The 23,445-nt window shown below is 63.0% G+C and carries 19 protein-coding genes and 1 pseudogene; 12 read left to right on the top strand and 8 right to left on the bottom strand.

Annotation, left to right across the window (positions count from 1 at the left end; all coding sequences use genetic code 11):
* Positions 1-22 precede the first annotated feature (22 nt).
* The 3 genes from G9X67_RS25525 to G9X67_RS25515 are packed head-to-tail and all read left to right on the top strand — an operon-like array spanning position 23 to position 3,280.
* A complete protein-coding gene (locus G9X67_RS25525; RefSeq protein WP_138390277.1) occupies positions 23-841 on the top strand; it encodes a TIM barrel protein in 819 nt (272 codons plus the stop codon).
* A 4-nt stretch (positions 842-845) separates the two neighbouring features.
* Positions 846-1,862, top strand: coding sequence for a hydroxyacid dehydrogenase (locus tag G9X67_RS25520; protein WP_171599980.1), 1,017 nt, complete (start codon positions 846-848; stop codon positions 1,860-1,862).
* Entirely contained in the window at positions 1,859-3,280 is a 1,422-nt protein-coding gene (locus G9X67_RS25515; RefSeq protein ID WP_138334616.1) for a mandelate racemase, read from the top strand. Before G9X67_RS25520 ends, G9X67_RS25515 begins: the two co-directional genes overlap by 4 nt.
* Before the next feature lie 544 nt (positions 3,281-3,824).
* Here the strand turns inward: G9X67_RS25515 and G9X67_RS25510 are convergent.
* Both G9X67_RS25510 and G9X67_RS25505 read right to left on the bottom strand, forming a co-directional pair.
* Positions 3,825-6,971, bottom strand: coding sequence for an efflux RND transporter permease subunit (locus G9X67_RS25510; protein WP_171599979.1), 3,147 nt, complete (start codon positions 6,969-6,971; stop codon positions 3,825-3,827).
* On the bottom strand, positions 6,971-8,071 hold the full coding sequence (locus tag G9X67_RS25505) for an efflux RND transporter periplasmic adaptor subunit (protein ID WP_171599978.1): 1,101 nt from the start codon (positions 8,069-8,071) through the stop codon (positions 6,971-6,973). Before G9X67_RS25505 ends, G9X67_RS25510 begins: the two co-directional genes overlap by 1 nt.
* A 208-nt stretch (positions 8,072-8,279) precedes the next feature.
* Between G9X67_RS25505 and G9X67_RS25500 the strand changes: the two genes are divergently transcribed.
* From G9X67_RS25500 to G9X67_RS35110, 6 genes and pseudogenes are all read left to right on the top strand, one after another.
* The gene (locus tag G9X67_RS25500) at positions 8,280-8,966 is read left to right on the top strand and encodes a response regulator (RefSeq protein ID WP_138334619.1); all 687 of its coding nucleotides are present in this window, start codon (positions 8,280-8,282) and stop codon (positions 8,964-8,966) included.
* 2 nt (positions 8,967-8,968) lie between these two features.
* Positions 8,969-10,258 (top strand): ATP-binding protein, encoded by a 1,290-nt coding sequence (locus G9X67_RS25495; protein WP_138334620.1) that lies wholly within the window; start codon positions 8,969-8,971, stop codon positions 10,256-10,258.
* Positions 10,259-10,360: 102 nt separating this feature from the next.
* The gene (locus tag G9X67_RS25490) at positions 10,361-11,815 is read left to right on the top strand and encodes an efflux transporter outer membrane subunit (protein WP_138334621.1); all 1,455 of its coding nucleotides are present in this window, start codon (positions 10,361-10,363) and stop codon (positions 11,813-11,815) included.
* A gap of 151 nt (positions 11,816-11,966) precedes the next feature.
* Positions 11,967-12,809 carry a DUF3313 domain-containing protein gene (locus tag G9X67_RS25485; RefSeq protein WP_171599977.1) on the top strand — a complete coding sequence of 281 codons (843 nt, stop codon included), beginning with the start codon at positions 11,967-11,969 and terminating at the stop codon, positions 12,807-12,809.
* A gap of 74 nt (positions 12,810-12,883) precedes the next feature.
* Positions 12,884-13,240, top strand: coding sequence for a hypothetical protein (locus tag G9X67_RS25480; protein ID WP_018449172.1), 357 nt, complete (start codon positions 12,884-12,886; stop codon positions 13,238-13,240).
* Positions 13,241-13,413: 173 nt separating this feature from the next.
* A pseudogene (locus G9X67_RS35110) lies at positions 13,414-13,578 on the top strand (BA14K family protein); the annotation flags it as partial.
* Positions 13,579-13,612: 34 nt separating this feature from the next.
* On the opposite strand, the gene G9X67_RS25470 reads toward G9X67_RS35110, so the two are convergent.
* Genes G9X67_RS25470 through G9X67_RS25445 form a run of 6 tightly spaced genes read right to left on the bottom strand, consistent with a single transcriptional unit; the run spans position 13,613 to position 20,652 of the window.
* Positions 13,613-14,449, bottom strand: a complete 837-nt coding sequence (locus tag G9X67_RS25470; protein WP_138334624.1) for a CoA ester lyase — start codon at positions 14,447-14,449, stop codon at positions 13,613-13,615.
* A complete protein-coding gene (locus G9X67_RS25465) occupies positions 14,446-14,898 on the bottom strand; it encodes a MaoC family dehydratase (RefSeq protein ID WP_138334625.1) in 453 nt (150 codons plus the stop codon). Before G9X67_RS25465 ends, G9X67_RS25470 begins: the two co-directional genes overlap by 4 nt.
* Positions 14,898-16,763, bottom strand: coding sequence for an acetyl/propionyl/methylcrotonyl-CoA carboxylase subunit alpha (locus G9X67_RS25460; RefSeq protein WP_138334626.1), 1,866 nt, complete (start codon positions 16,761-16,763; stop codon positions 14,898-14,900). The genes G9X67_RS25465 and G9X67_RS25460 overlap by 1 nt, the downstream gene beginning before the upstream one ends.
* A gap of 7 nt (positions 16,764-16,770) precedes the next feature.
* Complete coding sequence (locus G9X67_RS25455; protein ID WP_138334627.1) at positions 16,771-18,381, bottom strand: carboxyl transferase domain-containing protein; 1,611 nt, start codon at positions 18,379-18,381, stop codon at positions 16,771-16,773.
* Positions 18,378-19,523 (bottom strand): isovaleryl-CoA dehydrogenase, encoded by a 1,146-nt coding sequence (locus G9X67_RS25450; protein ID WP_138334628.1) that lies wholly within the window; start codon positions 19,521-19,523, stop codon positions 18,378-18,380. Before G9X67_RS25450 ends, G9X67_RS25455 begins: the two co-directional genes overlap by 4 nt.
* Positions 19,524-19,566: 43 nt before the next feature.
* A complete protein-coding gene (locus tag G9X67_RS25445) occupies positions 19,567-20,652 on the bottom strand; it encodes an AraC family transcriptional regulator (protein ID WP_138390281.1) in 1,086 nt (361 codons plus the stop codon).
* Positions 20,653-20,735: 83 nt separating this feature from the next.
* Between G9X67_RS25445 and G9X67_RS25440 the strand changes: the two genes are divergently transcribed.
* The 3 genes from G9X67_RS25440 to G9X67_RS25430 all read left to right on the top strand — a co-directional run.
* The gene (locus G9X67_RS25440; RefSeq protein WP_171599976.1) at positions 20,736-21,503 is read left to right on the top strand and encodes a 3-hydroxyacyl-CoA dehydrogenase; all 768 of its coding nucleotides are present in this window, start codon (positions 20,736-20,738) and stop codon (positions 21,501-21,503) included.
* Between the two features lie 23 nt (positions 21,504-21,526).
* Positions 21,527-22,714 carry an acetyl-CoA C-acyltransferase gene (locus G9X67_RS25435; protein ID WP_138334631.1) on the top strand — a complete coding sequence of 396 codons (1,188 nt, stop codon included), beginning with the start codon at positions 21,527-21,529 and terminating at the stop codon, positions 22,712-22,714.
* A gap of 13 nt (positions 22,715-22,727) precedes the next feature.
* A partial coding sequence (locus G9X67_RS25430; RefSeq protein ID WP_171599975.1) for an acyl-CoA dehydrogenase family protein occupies positions 22,728-23,445 on the top strand: 718 nt, incomplete at its 3' end.

The following is a 23,445-nucleotide window of genomic DNA, read 5'->3' as shown; positions in this document are numbered from 1 at the left end:
CTTTCTGCCTGGGATCTGATCGATGGATATCGCCTATTTCACCAAGACCCTGGAGGGCCTGTCGCTCGAGAAGGCGGCCGGGATCACTGCCGGTTTGGGATTCGACTGCGCTGATCTTCTCATTCGCGATGGTCACGCCGTTTCCCCTGACAGTCCGGAGGAAATCATCAATGCGGTAAAGCTCTTTGCCGCGGCCGGTCTGCGCACCCCGATGGCGACCATCGATTCCACCCGGCCCGACGATGCCACATCCCGGCTTCTCGGTTGTTGCGGCGAGGCTGGCATCGGGCAGGTCCGGCTGGGCTTCTGGCGCTATGACTCGTCGCGGCGCTGGCAGGCCCAGCTTGATGAGGCGCGGCGCGATCTCGACGGCTTCGAGCGCCTGGCTGAACGCTTCGGCATCAAGCTCACCATCCAGCTTCACGGCGGGACCCTGCACAGCTCGGGCGCGCTGGCGGTGCGATTGCTGGCCGGGCGCGATCCGGTCAGGATTGGCGCTTATCCCGATCCGGCCAATCAGATCATTCGCGAGGGGAGCGAGGACTGGCGTTTGACCCTCGATATTCTCGAACCGTGGTTCTGCTGCATTGGCGTCAAGAACAGTGGTTGGTTCCCCGGCGCTTACGGAGCTCATGGCCAGCGTACATGGCATTCGGACTGGTACGGGCTCGATGAAGGCATGGTGCCCTGGAACGAAATAGTCCCGCATCTGGTGGCCACTGGATTTGCCGGCGTGCTCTCGATGCAATCCCAATACCGCGTCTCTCGAGAGCGGGCGCTCGACAAGGTCCGCGCCGATCTTGCCCATCTCAGGCGCCTGGTCGCCGTAGCGAAAGAGTAGAACCATGATCGAACAGGCTCCCGTTATCGCCGTATTGCTGACCGAAAAAACCCGCCGGATGATGCTGGACGACGCGGCGATTGCCCAGTTGAACGCTCTTGGCGAGGTGTGTTGGCCGACCGGCGCCACAATCGACGCCACCGATGTCGACCACCTGCTGCAAGACGCCACGGCATGTCTCACCGGATGGGGCACGCCGCCCTTCGATCCCGCCGCGCGCCAGCGCCATCCGCAACTCGCCCTTGTCGCTCATTCAGCAGGCAGCGTCCGCACACTCGTTCCCGCGCGTCTGTTCGACGATGGCATTCGCGTCACCCATGCCGCCTCGAAAATTGCCGCCTCGGTTGCGGAGTTCGTGGTCGCCGAAGCGCTTTTGGCGATGCGCGGCATTCATCGGCTGCATCATCAATTGCGCAACGGCGGCGAATGGCTCGAGGTCCGCGCAGCCGTGCCGCAAAAATTGCTGGGCGCCAGAACGGTCGGCATCGTCGGCGCCGGATATGTCGGGCGGGCGGTCATGCGCCTGCTCGTTCCATTCGGCTGCCGCGTGCTGGTCGTCGATCCCTTTCTCCACGATAGCGAGGCCGCTGCGCTCGGCGTTTTCAATGCCGGGTTGAACGATATGCTGGCTCAGAGCGACGTGATCTCGCTGCATGCGCCTGTCCTGCCCGAAACGCGCCGCATGATCGGCGCCTCCGAACTGGCGCTGCTGCGCCCCGGTGCGCTGTTCATCAATACGGCGCGCTCGCAGCTGGTCGACGAGGCAGCGCTGCTCGCCGAGATCCGCTCCGGCCGCATCGAGGCGGCTCTGGACGTCTTTGACGACGAGCCGCTGCCTGCAGATAGTCCGTTCCGCGATCCCGCACTGGCCAATGTCACCATTTCGCCGCACGCTGCCGGTCACACCGAAGAGGCGCATCTCGCCCAAGGACAGGCCATGGTGGATGAGATCGGCCGGCTGCTTCGCCGGGAACCTCTCCATCATGAAGTGTCCCGTGCCATGCTCGACCGCATGGCATGACCATGGACAGAAGCATTGGAGGTTCCGTGACGGCGCCGCGCATCAGAATCATCGAGATCGACGCTTTCGAGCGCGACATCAGGCTGCGCCTGCCGTTCCGTTTTGGCGCGGCAACTCTCGAAAAGGCGCCGCAAGCCTTTCTCAGGGTCCGCGTCGAGGATGGAGAGGGGCGAACCGCCCTTGGCGCCGCCGCCGAGATGATGGTGCCGAAATGGTTCGACAAGAACCCGGCGCTGACGCCGGCGCAAAATGTCGATCAGTTGCGCACCTCGATCCGCACTGCTGCGGCCGCTTCGCTCGAGCCGTCGGCGCCGACGACATTGTTTGGCGCCGCCCGCCTGAACGAGATGGAAACCGTGCGGCGTTTGCCTGGAAATCCGTTGGCCGCCGGTTTCGGTCCGTCGCTCATCGCCCGCGCCGCGCTCGATGCCTATTGCCGCCTTTCGGGCATTTCCTTCTTCGAGGCGGTGCGCCGAAATCTCGTCGGCATTGGTGGCCCCATGCTGCCCGGCGATATCGACGCGGACGCCGCCTCAGCGATGCTCGCCAGCCTTCGCCCTGCGGGCGCGATCTCGGCCCGGCATACGATCGGGCTTGTCGATCCGATCAGCGAGGGCGATATCGTCCATCCCGTCGGTGACGGCCTGCCGGAAAGCCTCGAGGCGGTGATAACACGCTATGGCAACCGCTGGTTCAAGATCAAGCTGTCAGGCGCGATTGATGCCGATGTCGACCGCCTGACCAGGATCGCCGCCGTGCTGGACCGCCTGCCCGACTATCGGGTGACGGTCGACGGCAACGAACAGTTTGGCGCCGCCGAACAGCTTGCCGCTTTGCTGGCGGAAATCGAGGCGACGCCTCGGCTGGCGAGGTTGCGTGCGGCCATTGCCTTTGTCGAACAGCCGTTCTCGCGCGCGATCACCATGGAAACGCCGCTGGGGGACCTGGCGGCGCAATTGCCCTTCCTGATCGATGAGAGCGACGACGGCGACGGCGTCTTCGCCGGCGCCAGGCGGCTGGGATATACCGGCGTCTCCTCGAAAACCTGCAAGGGCATCTACCGTTCGCTCATGAAGGCGATCCGCATCAGAACCGCAACGGTGCCGGGACTGTTCCTCTCGGGCGAGGATCTGACCTGCCAGGCGGGACTTGCCGTGCAGCAGGATCTGGCGCTGGTCTCGCTGCTCGGTCTCTCCCATGTCGAGCGCAACGGTCATCACTATGTGGCCGGCATGCAGGGTGCGCCGCAGGCGGAGAAGGCGCGCTTTGCCGCGGCCCATCCCGATCTCTACGAGCAGGGTGCTGAGGGACCGTTGCTGTCGATCCGCGACGGCCGGATCGCCATCGGTTCGCTCGGGGCGGTCGGCTACGCGAGCGGCGCCTTGCCCGTTTTCGAAGCCATGACGCTATTGTCATGACGCCAGCATGAGATAGGGCCTGCTGCCCTGTTGAACTGTTCGATCTGTCCGGCAAACGCGCCCTGATCACCCCGTTCCTCCAATTGAAATGTCTTCCAGTAGAGCATGACGCTCTATTCGAACGTTTTCTGCGCGGCCTGATTGGATCCCGGGACTTAAGAGAGCAGCAAGCTTCAGCAACCACCGCCAAAGCTCGGCAAATATGACTTTCCGCTCCGCGAAGCGGCAATGCAGAATATTTCGATGTGCCTTGGACACACGACACTCCGGATTGAACTGAGGTCGAACTCTAATAGCTGTGTGGATGTTAAGCGCGGTTAAGGAAGTGTAAAGTTTGGTAAAGGTCTTTCTGCGACGCGGGCGAGGTACGCTGTCGGCAGAGAAGATGCAGGACGCGCAGGCGGCGCGAGGCCGCCTGTGGGGGAACACGTCCCGCGGTCTCGTTCCGGGGGAGGGAATTCGACCGAAGAGGTTGCCATGAAGGTCGCCGGGAGTCGCCCGTATCGGGCGCTGGACCATCTAGCCAATAGTTCATCGAAAGCAGTCATCTCTGACCTTGCCCTCGCTTCGAAAGCTCGGGCTTGAAGGTGATCGCCGCGCGATCGTTGGATGCCTGCGGTTCCGTGTTGGCAGTATCAGGCCCGGTGCGGCGCACGAGGCGCTTGAGCGCCTCGTTGAGGTCGTCGACAAAAGTGAAGATGACAGGGATGACGATGAGGCTGAGCAGCGTCGACATCATGACACCGCCGATCACCACGATTGCCATCGGCTGCCGGAAGCTGGAATCGCCGCCTGTCAGGCTGAGAGCCACCGGAAGCATGCCGAATGCCATGGCGATGGTGGTCATGATGATCGGTCGCGCGCGCTTGTGGCAGGCATCCACAAGAGCATCGAACCGCGACATGCCCTGGCGACGCGACATGATCGCGTATTCGATGAGAAGGATGGAGTTTTTCGTCACCACGCCCATGAGCATAAGCAGCCCGATGACGGCCGACATCGAGAAGCTGGTTCCGGTCAACACCAGCGGCACCAGCGCACCGCCGAGCGAGAGCGGCAGAGCCATCAGAAGGGTGAGTGGCTGCAGGAAGTCGTGGAAGAGCAGGACGAGGACTGCGTAGATGCAGAACACGCCGATCGCCATTGCAAGGCCAAAGCTCTGGAACAGCTCCGAACTGCGCTGAAGTTCGCCCTGTTCGACGAGAGTGACCCCCGGCGGCAGGCGCCGGAGCGCCGGCAGGGCCTGCGCCTCGCGGTTGACGTCGCCCAGGATGCGGCCGTTGAGCTCGACGGAAAGAGTGACGTTGCGCATCCGGTCGATGCGGTCGATCTCCGACGGGCTGCCGCCGATCCGGATATCGGCGATCGATCCGAGATCGACATTGCCGTTCGTTCCAGACACCCGCATATTCTTGATGTCGTCGAGCTTCGTGCGCGTCTCGGGACTGAAGCGGACGACGATCGGAACCTGGCGCTGCGGCAGGTTGAGCTTTGGCAGATCGGCGGAGTATTCCCCATTCGTCGCCACGCGCACGGCCTCGGCGATGGCGCTCGACGTCACCCCGAGCGCTGCTGCGCGGGCGAAGTCGGGCGTGATCTGGATCTCCGGCGCCTGCCTGGCTGCGGTCGATGTCACCGCGCCAATGCCCTGCAGCGTGCGGAGCTGCTCTTCAAGCGCCGTGCTTGCACTGTCGAGCGCGTTGGCATCGTCACTGGCAAGGGTGATCTCCAGCTTCGTGCCGTTGCCGCCGCCGCCGACCGCGACCCGCACACCGGGAAGGACCGAGAGAGCCTGCCGGATGTCGTTTTCGATTTCCGACTGTTTGCGATCGCGCTCGCCGATGGGCGACAGCACAGCGACGATCGTGGCGGATCCGACGCTGCTCGTGGTGCTGGAGTCGGGGCCGCCGCCTGATGATGCGGAACCGACCGAGGAAAAGACATGTGTCACGTCCTGGAGCTTGCCGACGATATCGGCGGCCTTCGTGGTGGTGGCGTCCGTCTGCTCGATAGTGGCACCCGGCTGCATGGTGAGCGTGATCTGAGCTCGCGCGTCGTCGGAAGCGGGCAGGAAGCCGGATTTCAGGAGTGGGATGGTGGCAAGCGAAAGTGCGACGACGACGGCAGTCACTGCCACCGTGGTCTTCCTGCGGTTCAGGGCGGCTTTCACGATTGCCAGATAGGCGCGCATGATGCGGCCGTCCTTTTCCTCGGTCGGATGGGCCTTCATGAAATAGGCGGCCATCATCGGCGTCAGCAGGCGTGCCACGACGAGGGAGACGAGCACCGCCACCGCGGCGGTGATACCGAACTGGCGGAATATAAGTCCCGGTATGCCGCTCATGAAGGCCGTCGGCAGGAAGACCGCGACCAGGGTGAAGGTGGTGGCGATGACGGCGAGCCCGATCTCGTCGGCCGCCTCCAGAGCGGCGTCGAGCGGCCGCTTGCCCATCCGCAGGTGGCGGGCGATGTTCTCGACCTCGACGATGGCATCATCGACGAGGATGCCGACCACGAGCGACAGCGCAAGCAAGGTGACGATATTCAGGCTGAAGCCGGCCAGGTACATGACAAGGAAGGTCGGTATGACCGATAATGGCAGCGCCACGGCCGACAGGATCGTCGCACGCCAGTCCCGAAGGAAGAGCCAGACGACGATGATCGCCAGGATCGCACCTTCGTAGAGCATGTGCATCGAACCATCGTAGTTGTCGATGATCGGCCCGATCGTGCTGTAGGCTTCCGCGATCTGCACGTTGGAATGCTTGGCTGAGAACTGTTTCATCGCCTTGTCGACATCGTCCGCGACACCGCTGTCCGAAAACCCGTTCGAGCGCTTGATCTCGACCGCGACCACCGGTTTGCCGTCGAGATAGGCCATCGAGGACCGCTCTGCGAAGCTGTCCGTAACGGATGCGACATCGTCGAGACGAACCTGCTGCCCGTTGGCGAGGGGAATTCTAAGCTCCTTCAGAGCATCGACCGACGCCACGGCGCCGAGCGTGCGTAATGTCTGACGGGTGCCGCCAATCTCTCCAAGGCCACCTGAAGTATCGGCCTGAACCGACTTCAATTGCGCCGACACAGTGGTCGCCGTGACGCCGAATGCCGCCATTGTTGTCGGATCGAGGTCGACGTGAACCTCGCGGTCGACACCGCCGATGCGGTCGACCTGTCCGACGCCCGATACCGATAGGAGCGCCTTGGTCAGATCGTTGTCGATGAACCAGGAGAGCTCGGTTTCATTAAGGGCGGTAGACTGGATGGCATAGGTGACCAGCGCCGAACTCTGCACGGTGACTTTGGTGACGCTTGGCGTTTGCATCTGCGCCGGCAGATCGGCCTTTGCGCTGTCGACGGCGTTGCGGACCTCGTTCAGGGCCGTTTCGCTGTCCTTCTCCAGTTTGAAGGACACGCTGATCGACACCGTGCCGTCGGTGATCGTCGTCGTGACGTGGTCGAGATAGCTCAGCGAGGCAAGATTGTCCTCGATCGTGCGGGCGACCTCCGTTTCGAGCTGCGCCGGCGCGGCGCCATCGAGCGTCGCGGTAATTTTGATGGTCGGGAGGTCCATATCGGGGAAGTTCTGGACCGGCAGATGCTTGAACGCCAGCAAGCCGCCGACGGCAAGCATCGCAAAGAGCAGGATTGCCGGTACGGGATTGCGGATCGAAAATGCAGAAAAGTTCATCAACCTTCTCCCGCAGTCTTCACGAGATCGTTGTCCGACAGAAACGCTCCGCCCGACGTCACCACTCTCGCCGACTTATCTATGCCGGAGACGATCTCGACTTCGCCGTCGTTGCGGCGGCCGGTCTCCACCCGCACCCGCCTTACCCGCTTGTCCTCGCCGGCGGTGAAGACGTAGTTTATGCCGTCACGGAAAACGATCGCCGTCTCCGGAACCGTCAGCGCCGGCGTGGTCCTCAGTTCGATAGTGCCGGTGACATAAAGGCCGGTGCGCGGCTGAACATCCTGGGGAAGCGCGACATAGACGATCGCCCGGCTTGTATTGGTGTCGATCGAAGGTCCGACGAGCCTTACCTTGCCCTGAATGGGACGTCCGTCCGGCCCGTCGATGTCGACGCTCAATCCTTCCGAGATGCGTGAGAGGTAACGAGCCGAAACCTCGGCCTGCCATTCGACGCGCTGCTGGCGGACCAGGCGAAACAGTTCGGTGCCCGACGAGACGACCGCGCCGAGTTCGGCCGATCGCGAGGTTATCAGACCGTCGTCGACGGCCGTGACGGTTGTCTGGTCGAGCTTGATCTTCTGGCTGTCGAGCGCCGCCTCTTCAGACGCAAGACTTGCCGTCGCCGTCTGTTCGTCGGCGAAATATTCGACGATCTTTTCATCCGAGAGGGCGCCCGAAGAGCGAAGCTGGCGAGCCCGATCGGCATTGGCCTTCGCCTTTGTCAGGTTTGCCTTAGCGGTCACGACGGCCGCCTCCTGCTTGCGAAGGTCGGCCTGCACGCTGTCCTGCGACATCAGGACGAGGGTCTGCCCCTTCTTAACCACGGAGCCGACGTCGGCCAGGATTTCGGTTACCCGCAGACCGCTCGTCTCGGAAGCGATGATGGCTTCCTGCCAGGGCTTCAGCCAGCCGCTTGCGGGAACGGTTTCCGGCCAGTCTCGCTCAGCCGGCCTCACCAGCGAGACGGTAAGGGCGGGTGCGGCGGATTGGTCCGCCATGGCATTGCGCAGGGGAAGCAGGAGCGCTGCCGTAACAAGAGCGGCAACGAATATTCTGGGCGGTTTTCTCAACGATGCACTCCTTGTGGTCAAAGGCATGGGTGCCTTTTCCCGATCCGTGCCAACTCGATGAAGGATTGCGGCTCATGTTGAGGCAACCCGATCCTGGCTCGCGGTGATGTCATGGAAGGATAAGTAACGGGGTGAACGTTAAGTGCGGTCAAGTTAGTGTTAAGTTAGGTAAAACTCGGTCGCGCGACTGTGTTTGTGCTGTATGGCTGACAAGGATCAATGACGGACGAAGTGAATGAACAAGGTTCTCCTCATCGACGACGATGCCGAGCTGACGACGCTTCTGCAGGAATATCTGGTCGAAGAAGGATATGAGGTCGTCACCGATACGGACGGTCGCGCCGCGATTGCCGCTGCTGCCGGCAATACGGTTGATATCATCGTGCTCGACATCATGATGCCTCGGATGAACGGGATCGAGGTTCTGCAGAGGATCAGGAAGCTCAGCCAGGTCCCGGTCCTGATGCTTACCGCAAGGGGCGATGACGTCGACAGGATATCGGGTCTCAATCTCGGCGCCGACGACTATGTGCCGAAGCCATGCTCGCCGGGCGAACTTGCGGCGAGGTTGCGCGCCATCCTCCGTCGCGCAGGTCAGCCTGCGGCCGGCGCGACGATCGACACAATAAGGGCGGGAAAACTCGTGATTCATCCGAGCAGCAGGATCGCCGAATGGCGTGGCGAAACCTTGGAACTGACGGGCACGGAATTCAGCCTGCTCGAGGTCCTCGCCCGCAGCGCCGGCCAGCTCGTGTCGAAGCAGGACATTTCGAAGCGGGCCTTCGGCAAGCCGCTGACCCCGTTCGATCGCCGTATCGACGTCCATATCAGCAGCGTTCGTCAGAAGCTCGGACTGAGGGAGGACGGACAATCCTGGATCCAGTCCGTTCGCGGCCAGGGCTATCAACTTCTCGTGGACTGACCATGCCCCGGCTTTTCTGGAAATTCTTCACGACGATCTGGCTGACGATGGCGGCGACAGTCGGCGTGATCTTCCTGCTCGTCAATTTTCTCCAGGGGGTTCCTTTCGCGCGCGAACTGGAGGAAGAGCGGCGAGCGATCACCCTGAACCTGACCGCAAACGTGCTCTCAAGAGATGGCGAAGATGCCGCCACGTATTTCGTGCGCACAAGCGAAGAGACGCTACCGCCTGGCCTGACGATTTCCAAAGCTGCGAAAGCCGATGCCTGTGCGGTTCCAAAGACCGTCGATACAAGATCCGTCCTCAAGGACGGGATTTGCTATCAGATTTCCCTGCCGGTTCAGGCCACTTTCACCTTCGACAACCTTGGTCCGTTCATACCGTGGCTCGCGATCCTGATTTCGAGCACGATATCGGCAGGCGCACTTGCCCGCTACCTCATTCGTCCCGTCGTGCATCTGCGTGATGGCTTGAGCGCGCTCGCCCATGGCCGCTTCGACTTCCGCATCGGGGACAAAATGGCCGGCCGAAAGGACGAGGTCACCGCGCTTGCGCATGACTTCGATTCCAGCGCCGCCCGGCTTCAGGAGCTGCAGGATGCGCAGCAGAGGTTGTTCCATGATGTCTCTCACGAACTGCGTTCGCCCTTGTCCCGCCTGCAGGCCGCCGTCGGCGTCCTCCGGCAGAGCCCGGCGAAACTCGGCGCCATGCTGGACCGCATGGACCGGGAGGTCGAACGGCTCGATGCGCTGGTTGGCGAAGTTCTGACGCTTGCCAGGCTGACTGCGGGATCCGGCCTTCCGCTGAAAACGCACACTCTTGATGTCATCGAGCTCCTGAACGAAATCCTCGGCGACGCGGCATTCGAAGCCCAGGCACGGGAGGTCTCGATCACAACCAGTGTCGATGGCACCTTCCGCGCCGAGGTCGAAGGTGAGCTCATCTACAGGGCGCTCGAAAACGTTGTCCGCAACGCCGTCAAGTACACGGCCGAGCATTCGCATATATCAGTGGCTTGCGAGGCGACAACCGAGCGCCTGAAAATCTGCGTCACGGATCAGGGGCCAGGTGTCATGCGAGACGAGCTCGAACGTATCTTCCAGCCGTTCTCACGCGGGAAAGAAGCTGTGCCGAGAGGCGGATACGGCCTGGGTCTGGCAATCACCAGGCAGGCCATCGAGCGTCATGGCGGGCGTGTGCATGCGTCGTTGCCGGATGCCGGAGGCCTGGCAATCACCCTGGAGCTTCCTAGAAAACCGACGCCCTATGGTTCGGCTGACGACCAAGCCTGATCCGGCTCCCCGCGATTTTACCCAACTTTACAGTGTCTTTACCGCCATTAACGTTGGCGCCGCTAAGCCTGAACCTACGATCCCGGTTCAGAAAGCTCGCCAGTGAGTCCGTCGCTCTGCACGAAAATATCATCCCTGCACTACGCCGCATCGGCGATCACGCTTCTGCTGGCAGGCTGCGTCAGCGGCCCGGATCACGTTCCCCCACAGATGCCGCTTCCCGCTAAATTCCAAGAGGGCGGCACCAGGAGCAACGGCGATGTCGTGACGGCGCATTGGTGGACGGCCTATCGTGACAAGCGGCTCGACGGCCTAGTGGTTCATGGCCTCAGCGAGAACCTTGATGTCCTGCAGGCGCTCGAGCGTATCAATTCGGCTTCTGCCAATGTCACGGTTGCCGGTGCCGGTGGCCTGCCGAGCCTCGATGTCGACGCATCGCACACGGTATCCGGCGAGAAGGGTTCGCAGCGTACGACGATCGGCACCACGAACACGACAGGCGGCGAGGCCAGCCTTTCCTGGCTACTCGACATCTTTGGCCAGTACCGTCGCTCGAGGGAAAACGCCATCGCCTCGCTTGGGGCCGCCTACGCAACGGCCGACGATGCGAAGCTCTCCTTTCTGAAGGACCTCGTCTCCAGCTATGTCGACGCCCGCTATTATCAGCAGCGCATCGCGCTTTCGCAGGCGAATTTGAAGTCCCGTCAGGAGACCTACGAACTCACGCAGCTGCAGCTTAAGGCAGGTGCGGCCTCTCGCCTTGACGTCGTTCAGGCCGAAGGCCTTGTTCAGTCGACGAAGTCAGATATCCCCGGCCTCGAACAGAGCTTCACCGAATCGGCGCATCACATTGCCACTCTGCTCGGGATGCCGGCGGCCTCGCTGATGGACGAGCTGCAGAAAAGCGCCGGCCAGCCGGTTTTCCGTGGCGACATCCGCGCCGGCATTCCGGCCGATCTCATCCGCAACCGTCCCGATATCCGCAAGGCCGAACGCCAGCTGGCGGCAGCCGTTGCCGATATCGGTGCTGCCGAAGCCCAGCTCTACCCGTCGATCTCGCTATCCGGTTCGATCTCACCGAGCTGGGTCAAATCATCCGGTGCCAGCGGCGGAACCCTGACCAACTGGTCCTTCGGACCGACGCTCAACCTGCCGATCTTCGATGGCGGCAAATTGCGTGCGAATGTCGATATCGAAAAATCCGATGCCAGGACCCAGTATCTCGCCTGGAAAGAGGCGGTGCTGAATGGGGTCGAAGAGGTGGAAAACGCGCTGTCGGCGGTTCGCCATGACACGCAGACGTTGGAACCGCTGCGCAGACAGGTGAAAACGGCGCAGGAATCGCTCGCGCTTTCGACCACGAGCTACAAGCAAGGCGCCTCGTCGCTACTCGATGTCCTGGACGCGCAGCGGTCGGTCTCCGATGCCCAGGAAAGCCTTGCGGCCACCATGCAACAGGTTGCCAAGGACTATGTGGATCTCTACGTCGCCATCGGCGCCGGTTACCTGCCTCCGCAACAGCAGGTCGTCTCCGAGCGAACGGCGAAATCGGGCTGATCGGCCACCCGCCACCCCGCGGCGGCGCAGTCAAACGGCGCCCGCGGGTCTCGGATTTCAATATTTTACCCAACTTTACACCGGCTTTACCGCCATTAACGCTGGCCTCTCTAAAAGCTGAATCCATGATCCCGGTTCAGAAGATTCGCCGATGACCCCCAATATCCGACCAGCAGAAGTGCCCATGCGGGCGGCAATCTGCGCCGTCCTCCTCGCTTTGCTCTCCTCCTGCACGAACGTACCCCTGCAGCAGGGCACTTCCCTCGGCTCCTATGCGGGAATGGCCGCGTCGGGCGGCTCTCTGACCAAGGCAAAATTGCGCGTGAATTCGCCAGCGGTTCTTGCCGCGCAAACGGTACGCATCGTTCCGACGGTGGTGGAGAATGCCGGCGGCGGTTCTTTCGACGCCAAGGACCTGGCGCTCCTGAGCAATGCCGTCGATCGGGCGCTGTGCATGGGCCTCATCGACCGCTTCAAGGCCGTGGCTCCAAACGAGCCGGCAGATCTCGTCGTCCATGCGACCGTCACCGACATCGTCGCGACGAACCGTGCGGTTGCCGCGACCTCCACCGTCGCCACGCTCGGCGCTTCGGTGGCAATGGTTCCCATTCCCAGGATTCCGATCGGTCTCGGCGGCTTGTCGGTGGAAGCCGAAGCGGTCGGCCAGGACGGTACGCAGCAGGCGGCGATGATCTGGTCGCGCGGCGCGAACATGCTGACGACGAAGGCACGGATATCCTCGGTCGGGGATGCCTATTCCCTGTCATCTGCATTCGGCGTCGATTTCAGCCGCATGCTGGTCAAAGGTCAGGACCCGTTCAAGGAAACGTCGTCCATCCGATTGATGCAAAAGATCAAGGCTTCATTCGGCAGCGACCCGAAATACCAGGCCTGCAAGGCATTTGGGCCTGTGCCCGGCATCAAAGGGGCGGTCGCCGGTCAGCTCGGTCTACCGCCAAGCTGGAGCGACAAGGGTGCGACGACCTCCCAATAGCAGCCAGGCGGCAGTCCTCAATCGCCCGCAGCGGCGGCTGCGACATTTCAAAAACCAGCAGAAAGGACATCGACATGAAGACATATCTACGGCTTGCGGGGGCATTGATCGCAGCGCTTGCGGCGAGCCCGGCATTCTCAGCGCAGGAGCCGTTCCTGCCGTCCGAGAAGGCAGCCGCGATCCTCGCCGATGGGGCGCCCTGGTCGGCACTGGCGCCGGATGGCAAGGCCCTCAAAGTCACCCTGGCGAAGGACGGCACCGGAAGCATTCGCGGTCCGATGCCGTTTGCGCTCTCCATCACCTGGACGGTCAAGGACGATGCGATGTGCATATCCGGCAAGATGGGCACGCACTGCCTTCGATTCCGCTCGGTTCCCGGAGGGCTTCAGGGTTGGGACGGCGACAAGCCGGATCTGAAGTTCAGCCGTTGACGCAGGGAGCACCTTTCAGAGATACGCCGCAACATGAGGACTTTTCGATGAAATATTTGCTGACGTTCGCCACCGTCTCGTTGCTTCTGGCAGCGCAATCGGCTGCCATGGCGCAAGTTCCACCGCCCATCCCCTTGCTGCCCGGCCCTCCGGGGCCGCCACCCCTTATCATGCCGCCACCGCCCGAGGCTCCTGCGCCATCGGAGGAATATTCGAATGAATATGACGGGAGACATTATGCTTGGTGCGCGCGCCGGTACCGGTCTTATTCAGCCTATGACAATAGTTTTCAGCCCTCCCGGCGACCGCGCAGGCAATGTTATTCCCCCTACGATTGAGCCGGCGTCCTTTCGAGCCCGTCGGAGCGGCTGTCTAACGTCCGGCGGCCTTCAGGATGCGGAGGGCGAGCTTGTGATGCGGCAAATCCAGCATGCGTCCGTCAAGCTGGATGACGCCGGCGTCCGGCCTGGCGGCAAAGGCGGCGGCGACTTTCTCTGCCCAGGCGATCTCGGAAGCCTCAGGCGTGAAGGCGTGGTTGATCGTTTCGATCTGGCTTGGATGGATGGCCATCATGCCGGAAAAGCCGTCGCGCCGGGCGCGGCCGACATAGGCCCTGAGACCGTTGAGATCGCGGAAATCGGGATAGACGGTGTCGATGGCCGGAATGGCGGCGGCGTGCGCCGCAAATAGCGTCAGCGAGCGGGCAAGCTCGAAAGGCGGCGTATAACGGCCATCCGTCCTGCGCGCGGTCGCAGCCCCCATCGCGGCGGGCAGATCCTCGGCACCCCAGGTCAGGCCGCAAAGGCTCGCCGAGACCTCTCGGTAGCTGCCGATTTCGAAGATCGCGGATGGTGTTTCGGTTGCGATCGGCAAAATGGGGATTTCAGATGCAAGAGAGCCTGCGAGTTTCAGCACGGAGGCGGCACCCTCGGCCTTCGGCAGCACGATCGCGAAAGGATGAAGGCCGCTCAAAGCGGCAAGGTCGTCTTCGAATTCTGGCGAGGCGAGGGGATTGATGCGGATCAGAAGAGGGGTCTCGCCGGCATGATGCAGGACGAACTCGTGCACGCTCTCGCGCGCTTTCGCCTTGTTTAAGGGCGCAACCGAATCTTCCAGGTCGAGAATGACGGCATCGGCGCCCGAGGCGAGCGCTTTTTCGAAACGTTCCGGCCGGTCACCGGGCGCAAAGAGCAGCGAGCGCAGCCTCATGACGGCTTCACCTTCAGCATTGCCGTGCGCAGGCACTGGCAGACGATCTCGCCGCGCTGGTTCAGCGTGATATGCCGGAAGGTGACGATGCCGGCGTCGGGGCGGGAGTTCGAGCGGCGCAGTTCTATCACTTCCGTTTCCACTCGCAGCGTATCGCCGATGAAGACCGGTTTTGGCATCGTCACCTTGTCATAGCCGAGATTGGCGACGAGCGTGCCGAGCGTGGTGTCGCCGACCGAAAGGCCGACGGTGAGCGCAAAGGTGAAGTTGCCGTTGACGACGATCCGGCCGAATTCGGTGCCGGCGGCATAGTCGGCATCGAGATGCAGCGGCTGCGGATTGTGGGAGAGCGTCGTGAACAGCAGGTTGTCGGTCTCGGTGACCGTGCGGCGGATGTCGTGGGCGATGCGGTCGCCGACTGTCCATTCGTCGAAATAACGGCCGGCCATCAAATCTCCTCCTTCACAATGCTGACGACCAGCTGGTTCTCCGAGACCCTGATCCCCGAGGAAACCTGCAGTTTTTCGACGATGCCGTCGAAGGGCGCACGCAGAGAATGCTCCATCTTCATCGCTTCAACCGTCAGTAGGCGGTCCCCCTTGGCGACACGATCGCCGTCGGCGACCTCCACCGAAATGACGAGGCCGGGCATGGGCGAAAGGATCGCGCCATCGCCGGCACCCTGACTTGCTTCGACTTCGCTCGCGACGGGCAGGCTGATCGGCCAGGCATTGCCGGCCTCGAAAAGCACCGTGGTTTCACCGATCGTGACGGTATTGGCCTCAAGCTCCGGACGTGATTGCCCCCAATGGAGGTGCTCGCCGATCCGGATGCGCACCCTCCTGTCATCCGCGCCGGCGATGCGGAACCCGGCAAGCGCGGACCAGGGATCACCATCCTTTTTTCTTGAAAGCAACGTGGCCGCGGTGTCGATCGCGATTTCGCTCGGCTCCGTCGCCACCAGGCTATCGCCATGGCGGTCGAGAAAGCCGGTATCGATCCGAGCTGCGCGAAAATCCGGATCGACGGCGATGCGGGCAAGCAGGCCGGCATTGGATCTGACCGGCCAGACCTCGATGCCGGCGCAGGCGGCTGCGAGCTTCGAGAGTGCGGCCTCGCGGTTCGGCCCATGGGCGATGATCTTGGCAATCATCGGATCGTAGAAGGCGGTGATTTCATCGCCTTGTTCGACGCCGCTATCGACGCGGACCGTTTGCGGCAGTCTGAGATGGTCGAGCCGGCCGGTCGAGGGCAGATAGCCGGCGGCGGGGTTTTCGGCATAGAGCCGGGCTTCGAACGCCCAGCCGTTCATGACGATCTCGTCCTGCGTTTTCGGCAGTGGCTCGCCGCTTGCGACCTTCAGCTGCCACAGCACCAGATCTTCGCCTGATATCGCTTCGGTGACAGGGTGTTCCACCTGCAGCCGGGTATTCATCTCCATGAACCAGATCCGGTCGGGATGCAGGCCCTCCGAGGCATCGGCGATGAATTCGATGGTGCCGGCGCCGACATAATTGACCGCTCTTGCTGCCTTCACTGCCGCATCGCAGATCGCAGCGCGGGTGGCGGCATCGAGACCAGGGGCGGGAGCCTCCTCGATGACCTTCTGGTGCCGGCGCTGCAGTGAGCAATCGCGTTCGAACAGATGCACGCAATTTCCGAGCTGATCGGCGAAAACCTGCACCTCGATATGGCGCGGATTGGCGATATAGCGTTCGATCAGAACACGGTCGTCGCCGAAGGAGGCAGCCGCCTCCCGGCGACAGGAGGCGAGAAGTTCGGCGAAATCTTGCGCGCGCTCGACGCGGCGCATGCCCTTGCCGCCGCCGCCGGCGACCGCCTTGATGAGCACGGGATAACCGATGGTATCCGCCTCGGCCGCCAGCCTCTCTTCGCTCTGGTCCGCGCCTATATAGCCGGGGGTCACCGGCACGCCGGCGGCCTGCATCAATTCCTTCGCCGCGTCCTTGAGCCCCATCGCCCGGATGGCCGCCGGGGGAGCGCCGACCCAGAGGATGCCGGCCTTTTCTACCGCTTCGGCAAATTCGGCATTTTCCGAAAGGAAACCGTAGCCGGGATGGATCGCGGCAGCGCCGGTTTTCCGGGCGGCATCGAGGATGCGTTCCTGCGAGAGATAGCTTTCGCGGGCCGGCGAGGGGCCGATGGCGATCGCCTCGTCCGCCTCCGTTACGAAGGGCAGGCCGGCATCGGCCTCGGAATAGACGGCGATGGTGCGGATGCCGAGCGACTTGGCGGTGCGGATGATGCGGCGGGCGATTTCACCCCTGTTGGCAATGAGAAGGCTTTCCATCATCGCCGCCTCACATCCGGAACAGGCCGAAGTGCGGCCCTTTGGGGATCGGCGCATTCAGGCAGGCGGAGAAGGCAAGGCCCAGCACATCCCGGGTCTGGCGCGGATCGATGATGCCGTCGTCCCAGAGGCGGGCGGTGGCATAATAGGGATTGCCCTCGGCCTCGTAGCCGGCGCGGATCGGCGCCTTGAAGGCTTCCTCCTGTTCAATAGGCCAATTCTCACCGCGCGCCTCCATGGAGTCTCGGCGGATGGTGGCAAGCACCGAGGCCGCCTGTTCGCCGCCCATCACACTGATGCGGCTGTTCGGCCAGGTGAAGAGGAAGCGCGGGCGATAGGCGCGGCCGCACATGCCGTAATTGCCGGCGCCGAAGCTGCCGCCGATGATGACCGTGACCTTCGGCACGGTGGCGGTCGCAACCGCCGTCACCAGCTTTGCCCCATCCTTTGCGATGCCGCCGGCCTCATAACGGCCGCCGACCATGAAGCCGGAGATGTTTTGCAGGAAAAGCAAAGGCACGCGGCGCTGGCAGGCAAGCTCGATGAAATGCGCGCCCTTCAGCGCGCTTTCGGAAAACAGCACGCCGTTATTGGCGATGACGGCGACGGGCATGCCCCAGATGCGGGCGAAGCCGCAGACCAGCGTGGTGCCGTAGAGCGGCTTGAACTCATGCAGTTCCGAGCCATCGACGATCCGGCCGATGACCTCCCGCACATCATAGGGCGAGCGCACATCCGCCGGGATGAGGCCGCAGAGATCCTCGGCATCGAGTTTCGGCGGTCGCGGCGGCTGGAGGTCGATATCGACCGATTTCACGCTGTTGAGGGTGGCTGCGATATCGCGAATGAGCAGCAGTGCATGTTCATCATTCTCGGCGACATGATCGACGACGCCGGAGCGGCGGCCATGGGTCTCGGCGCCGCCGAGCTCTTCGGCCGAGATGATCTCGCCGGTCGCGGCTTTGACCAGCGGCGGGCCGGCCAGGAAGATCGTGCCCTGATTGCGCACGATGACCGTTTCGTCGGACATGGCGGGCACATAGGCGCCGCCTGCAGTGCAGCTTCCCATGACGCAGGCGATCTGCGGAATGCCTTCGGCCGACATCTGGGCCTGGTTGTAGAAGATTGCGCCGAAATGGTCGCGGTCGGGAAAAACTTCGGCCTGATGCGGAAGATTGGCGCCGCCGCTATCGACCAGGTAGAGGCAGGGCAGCCGGTTCTGCATGGCGATCTCCTGCGCCCGCAGATGTTTCTTCACCGTCATCGGGAAATAGGCGCCGCCCTTCACCGTCGCGTCATTGGCGACGATCATCACCTCGCGGCCGGAAACGCGGCCGACGCCGGCGATGATACCGGCGCCGGGCGCCTCGTCATCATACATGCCGTTGGCCGCAAGCGTGCCGATCTCCAGGAACGGGCTGCCGGCATCGATGAGCAACTGGATGCGATCGCGCGGCAAGAGCTTGCCCTTGCCGGTATGGCGCTCGCGCGCTGTTTGCGATCCACCCTCGCGCGCTTTCGCCGAACGGTCGTGGAGCTCGTCGATAAGCGCCTTGTTCTTGCTGGCATTGGCCTTGAAGCTGTCGCTGTCGCGGTCGATCGCAGTCGAAATCACCGTCATGATGCGATGAGCTCCCGGCCGATGAGGTAACGGCGGATCTCATTGGTGCCGGCGCCGATATCGTAAAGCTTGGCGTCGCGCAAAAAGCGTTCGACCGGCCATTCCTTGGTATAGCCGGCGCCGCCGAGCGCTTGGATCGCCTCCAGCGAGACCTTCACGGCATTTTCGCTGGCAAAGAGGATCGCAGCAGCTGCATCCGTGCGCGTCGCGCGGCCGGCATCGCAGGCGCGGGCGACGGAATAGACATAGGCGCGCGCCGAATTCAGCGCGACATACATGTCGGCGATCTTGCCCTGCATCAGCTGGAAATCGCCGATCGCTTTGCCGAACTGTTTGCGATCGCGCACATAGGGCAGCACGACGTCGAGGCAGGCCTGCATGATGCCGAGCGGTCCGGCGGCAAGCACGGCGCGCTCGTAGTCGAGGCCGGACATCAGGATCTTCACGCCTTCTCCCTCCCGGCCCATCAGCGCCTCGGCCGGCACCGCGCAATCCTCGAAGACCAGTTCGGCCGTGTCGCTGCCGCGCATGCCGAGCTTGGAGAGCTTCTTGGAGACGCTGAAACCGGGCAGGCCCTTTTCGATGATCAAGGCGGAAATGCCTTTCGGGCCGGCTGCGGGATCGGTCTTGGCATAGACAACAAGCACATCGGCATGCGGCGCGTTGGTGATCCAGAACTTGGTGCCGTTCAGAATATAGCGGTCGCCCTTTTTCTCGGCACGCAACCGCATGGAGACGACATCGGAACCGGCGCCGACCTCCGACATGGCGAGCGAGCCGACATGTTCGCCTGAGATCAGCTTCGGCAGATAGCGGCGCTTTTGTTCCGGCGAGGCCCAGCGGCGGATCTGGTTGACGCAGAGATTGGAATGGGCGCCGTAACTGAGCCCCACGGAGGCCGAGGCGCGCGAAACTTCCTCCATGGCGACGACATGATCGAGATAACCGAGACCGGCGCCGCCGAATTCTTCCTCGACGGTGATCCCATGCAGGCCGAGCGCGCCCATCTCAGGCCAGAGCTGGCGTGGAAACGTGTTGCTTTCGTCGATCTCCGCAGCCAGCGGAGCAATATGATCGGCGGCAAACCGCGCCGTCGTTTCACGGATCGCGTCCGCGGTTTCGCCGAGCGAAAAATCAAACATGGCACTCCTCCCGCTGAAATATGTAGCGCGGGTTGCGGCGGGGTCAAAGTGCCCTTGATTGTGATGGCTCATTCAATTGCGAGAGAGCTTCCTCCCGGCGAAAGGCTTCGGGACTCTTATCCATCCATTTCCGGAAGGCCCGGAAGAAGGCGCTCGGCTCGGAATAGCCGAGCTGCACGGCAATCTCACCGATGGTCATCGATGTGTTCAGCAGCAGATCGACGGCGAGGTCGCGGCGAATATCGTCCTTGATGGCGGCATAGCTTTGTCCCTCGTCGTGCAGGCGGTGGCGGAGCGTGGAGGGCGGCATTCGCATATCGGCTGCAAGCTCGGTAAAGCGCGACCAGGCAGCCGGCGTGGCCAGATTCAGGCGCCGGCGGACGGCGGCGGCGATACCGGCATCATAGCGATAGCGCAACAGAATATTGGCGGGCGCGCCGCGCAGGAACTGTTTGAGCGCCTGTTCGCTACGTGCCACCGGCAGGTCGAGCAGGGCGCTGTCGAAGCCGAGCCGGCTGATGGTTTGCGAGAAACGCACTGGCGCGCCGAAGAAGAGCCGATAGTCGGCGCCTTGTTTGGGCTCCGCGCAGCGGAAATCGACGAGCCGGATCGGAATGCGCCGGCCGACCAGCCAGCAGGTGATGCCGTGCAGGATGATCCAATAGGTGCGATAGGCGAAGGCTGAACGCGGGCCGTTGGCATCCGTGAGCTCGACCTCTGCCAGACCGTCGCGGATGACGAGCCGTCCTCTGGGATCGTCGAGCACGACATCAAGGAAGCGCAGCGCCCGGCGCAGGGCGTGACCCAGCGTCGGCGCATGCAGCACAGAGTGGCAGAGCAGCGTGAAGCTGCCGCCGCGCATCGGTCGGCCGCCCATGCCGAAGAATTCGTCGTCGAGTTCGGCGGCGATTACCAGCCAGAGCGCGCCATAGGTCTCGGCCGACACCGGTTGATCGACCAGCGGCGGCAGTCCCACACGCGCAAGAATAGGCTCTGTCGGCTTATCCAGCCGCCGCAGGCTGTCGAGGGCCTCCTCGACAAAGGCCGGTGCAATCATGCGTCGCTCGATTTCCGCCATCGCGCCCTCTTTGTGGCAAAACTGTCCGAAATAATGGAGCAGTTCTGTCATCGCTTGCAATAGGTGGAGGGAATAGAATCGTACCCGTCGGTTGCGCTTGGAGGAGGTCGCGGCCGGCAGGGAGGAACAGGTTCATGTTGGTCCATGGAGCAAGCTTCATCGTAACCGGCGGCGGCTCCGGCCTCGGTGCTGCAACGGTGCGCGCGCTTGTCGAGGCAGGCGGGCGCGTGACGATCGCCGATCTCAATGCCGAAGCGGGCGAACATATCGCCCGGGAGTTCGGGAGCGATGTGCAGTTCGTCAAGGCCGACGTGGCCGATGAGGAGCAGGGAACAGCAGTGGTTGCCGCTGCCGTCGAAGCCTTCGGCGGCTTGCGCGGATTGGTGAATTGCGCGGGCGTGGCGCCGGCCGAAAAGGTGATCGGCCGCGACGGGCCGCACCGGCTGGAGAGTTTTGCCCGTACGGTGAGCATCAATCTCATCGGCACATTCAACATGATCCGGCTTGCCGCCGCGGCAATCCAGAAGACCGAGCCGGATGCGGAAGGTGAACGCGGCGTGATCGTCAATACGGCCTCGGTTGCCGCCTTTGACGGCCAGATCGGCCAGGCGGCCTATGCCGCTTCCAAGGGTGGGGTGGCGGCAATGACCTTGCCGATCGCCCGCGAGCTTGCACGCCACGGCATTCGCGTCGTCGCGATCGCACCCGGTATTTTCGAGACGCCGATGATGGCTGATATGCCGGCCGAGGTTCAGGCAGCACTCGGCAAGAGCGTGCCCTTTCCACCGCGGCTCGGTCGGCCGGCGGAATTTGCCGGGCTGGTACGCCATGTCTTGGAAAACAACATGCTGAACGGCGAGGTCATCCGCCTCGACGGCGCATTGCGGATGGGCGCGCGCTGAGCGCTTCGCCCGAAGGAGGAAAGATGGTTTTGCAGGATCCCATCGTCATCGTGGGTGCAGCGCGCACCCCGATCGGCAGCTTTCAGGGAGAACTGAAGGAGGCGACAGCGCCGGAGCTCGGAGCAACGGCGATCCGCGCGGCACTGCAGCGCAGTGGCGTCGAGGCCGAGGTGATCGAAGAGGTCGTCTTCGGCTGCGTGCTGCCGGCGGGGCAGGGGCAGGCGCCGGCGCGCCAGGCGGCGATCCATGCCGGTCTGCCCTTCGCCACCGCGGCAAGCACCGTCAACAAGATGTGCGGCTCAGGCATGAAGGCCGTCATGATGGCGCATGACCTGATCGCCGCCGGCAGCGCTTCTGTGGCGATTGCAGGTGGCATGGAAAGCATGACGAATGCGCCCTATCTCCTTGACAAGGCCCGCGGCGGCTACAGGCTTGGCCATGGGCGTGTCGTGGATCACATGTTCCTCGACGGGCTGGAGGATGCTTATGACAAGGGGCGCTTGATGGGCAGCTTCGCGGAGGATTGCGCCGAGGCCTATCAGTTCACACGCGAGGCGCAGGATAATTACGCCATTGCCTCGCTGACGCGGGCGCAGAAGGCGATTGCCGAAGGCTGTTTCGAAAGCGAGATCGTGCCGGTCACGGTAAAATCAGGCAAAGCCGAGCAGGTGGCGAGCCGGGACGAACAGCCCGGCAAGGCGAAGCTCGACAAAATCCCGACGCTGAGGCCCGCCTTCCGTGACGGCGGCACGGTGACGGCTGCCAATTCCAGCTCGATTTCCGATGGCGCGGCAGCCCTGGTGCTGATGCGCCGCTCCGAGGCGGAGCATCGCGGCCTCAAGCCGCTTGCCACCATCCTTGGCCATGCCACGCATTCGCAGGCGCCCAATCTTTTCGCCACCGCACCGATCGGCGCGCTGCAGAAACTATCCGATCGCACCGGTCTGCCGCTTTCTGAGATTGATTTTTTCGAAATCAATGAGGCTTTCGCTGTCGTCGCCATGGCGGCGATGCGCGATCTCAATCTGCCGCATGAAAAGGTCAATGTGCATGGTGGCGCCTGCGCGCTCGGCCATCCGATCGGCGCTTCGGGGGCTCGCATCCTGGTGACGCTGCTTGCCGCACTGGAACGATACGACCTGAAGCGCGGCATGGCGGCGCTCTGCATCGGCGGCGGCGAAGCGACCGCCGTCGCCATCGAACGGCAATAGGAGGAGAGAACAGATGATCCTTTCCGACCTCCAGCAGCAAATCTCAGATCTCGCCCGCGACTTTGCCCGCGACCGGCTGGCACCGGGGGCGGCCAAACGCGACCGGGAGCATCTCTTCCCACGCGAGGAACTGAAGGAGATGGGCGAACTTGGGCTGCTCGGCATGCTGGTGCCGGAAACCTATGGCGGCTCGGATACCGGTGTGGTCGCCTATGCCGCCGCACTGGAGGAAATTGCCGCGGGCGACGGACCGTGTTCGACGATCATGAGCGTGCATAGTTCCGTCGGCTGTGCGCCGATCCTGAAATTCGGTACCGAGGAGCAGCGGCAGCGCTTCCTGCCGAAACTTGCCAGCGGCGAATGGATTGGCGGCTTTGCGCTGACCGAGCCGCAGGCCGGTTCCGATGCCTCGAACCTGAAGACCCGGGCGCGGCGTAACAGTGACCACTACGTGCTCGACGGCGCCAAACAGTTCATCACCTCGGGAAAGAACGGTAATGTCATCATCGTCTTCGCCGTCACCGATCCCGACGCCGGCAAGAAGGGCATCACCGCCTTCATCGTGCCGACGAATACGCCGGGCTACGAGGTGATCCGCGTCGAGGAAAAGCTCGGACTGCATTCCACCGATACCTGCCAGATCGCCTTCAACAACATGCGCATTCCCGCGGATTTGAGGCTGGGTGCGGAAGGCGAAGGCTACCGTATCGCGCTCGCCAATCTTGAGGGCG

This window comes from Rhizobium sp. WYCCWR 11152, from assembly GCF_013087615.1.
Taxonomy (GTDB): domain Bacteria; phylum Pseudomonadota; class Alphaproteobacteria; order Rhizobiales; family Rhizobiaceae; genus Rhizobium; species Rhizobium indicum.
This window is presented reverse-complemented; position numbering and strand designations above follow the sequence as displayed.